Origin of the sequence: Streptomyces sp. NPDC008001 (assembly GCF_042958085.1) — a bacterium.
GTDB lineage: Bacteria > Actinomycetota > Actinomycetes > Streptomycetales > Streptomycetaceae > Streptomyces.
This window is the reverse complement of record NZ_JBIBIZ010000020.1, coordinates 1,847-3,272: the sequence shown is the minus strand read 5'-3', so window position 1 is coordinate 3,272 and position 1,426 is coordinate 1,847. Positions and strand designations below refer to the sequence as shown.

Below are 1,426 nucleotides of genomic sequence, written 5' to 3'. Positions count from 1 at the left end.
CTTCAGAACTAACACAGTGGACGCGAGCAACTGAGGACAAGCCCTCGGCCTATTAGTACCAGTCAGCTCCAACCGTTACCGGTCTTCCACACCTGGCCTATCAACCCAGTCGTCTACTGGGAGCCTTACCCCATCAAGTGGGTGGGAGTCCTCATCTCGAAGCAGGCTTCCCGCTTAGATGCTTTCAGCGGTTATCCCTCCCGAACGTAGCCAACCAGCCATGCCCTTGGCAGGACAACTGGCACACCAGAGGTTCGTCCGTCCCGGTCCTCTCGTACTAGGGACAGCCCTTCTCAAGACTCCTACGCGCACAGCGGATAGGGACCGAACTGTCTCACGACGTTCTAAACCCAGCTCGCGTACCGCTTTAATGGGCGAACAGCCCAACCCTTGGGACCGACTCCAGCCCCAGGATGCGACGAGCCGACATCGAGGTGCCAAACCATCCCGTCGATATGGACTCTTGGGGAAGATCAGCCTGTTATCCCCGGGGTACCTTTTATCCGTTGAGCGACGGCGCTTCCACAAGCCACCGCCGGATCACTAGTCCCGACTTTCGTCCCTGCTCGACCCGTCGGTCTCACAGTCAAGCTCCCTTGTGCACTTACACTCAACACCTGATTGCCAACCAGGCTGAGGGAACCTTTGGGCGCCTCCGTTACTCTTTAGGAGGCAACCGCCCCAGTTAAACTACCCACCAGACACTGTCCCTGATCCGGATCACGGACCCAGGTTAGACATCCAGCACGACCAGAGTGGTATTTCAACGACGACTCCACCATGGCTGGCGCCATGACTTCACAGTCTCCCACCTATCCTACACAAGCCGAACCGAACACCAATATCAAGCTATAGTAAAGGTCCCGGGGTCTTTCCGTCCTGCTGCGCGAAACGAGCATCTTTACTCGTAGTGCAATTTCACCGGGCCTATGGTTGAGACAGTCGAGAAGTCGTTACGCCATTCGTGCAGGTCGGAACTTACCCGACAAGGAATTTCGCTACCTTAGGATGGTTATAGTTACCACCGCCGTTTACTGGCGCTTAAGTTCTCAGCTTCGCCCTGTCGAAACAGAGCTAACCGGTCCCCTTAACGTTCCAGCACCGGGCAGGCGTCAGTCCGTATACATCGCCTTACGGCTTCGCACGGACCTGTGTTTTTAGTAAACAGTCGCTTCTCGCTGGTCTCTGCGGCCACCCCCAGCTCAGAGTGCAAGACTCATCACCAGTTGTGGCCCCCCTTCTCCCGAAGTTACGGGGGCATTTTGCCGAGTTCCTTAACCATAGTTCACCCGAACGCCTCGGTATTCTCTACCTGACCACCTGAGTCGGTTTAGGGTACGGGCCGCCATGAAACTCGCTAGAGGCTTTTCTCGACAGCATAGGATCATCCACTTCACCACAATCGGCTCGGCATCAGGTCTCAGGC

At 56.2% G+C, this 1,426-nt stretch carries 1 rRNA gene (only partly in view); it reads right to left on the bottom strand.

The features are described 5' to 3' along the window. Window positions 1–32: 32 nt before the first annotated feature. A 23S ribosomal RNA gene (locus tag ACFZCD_RS32830) occupies window positions 33–1,426 on the bottom strand; it runs 1,796 nt beyond the window's last position.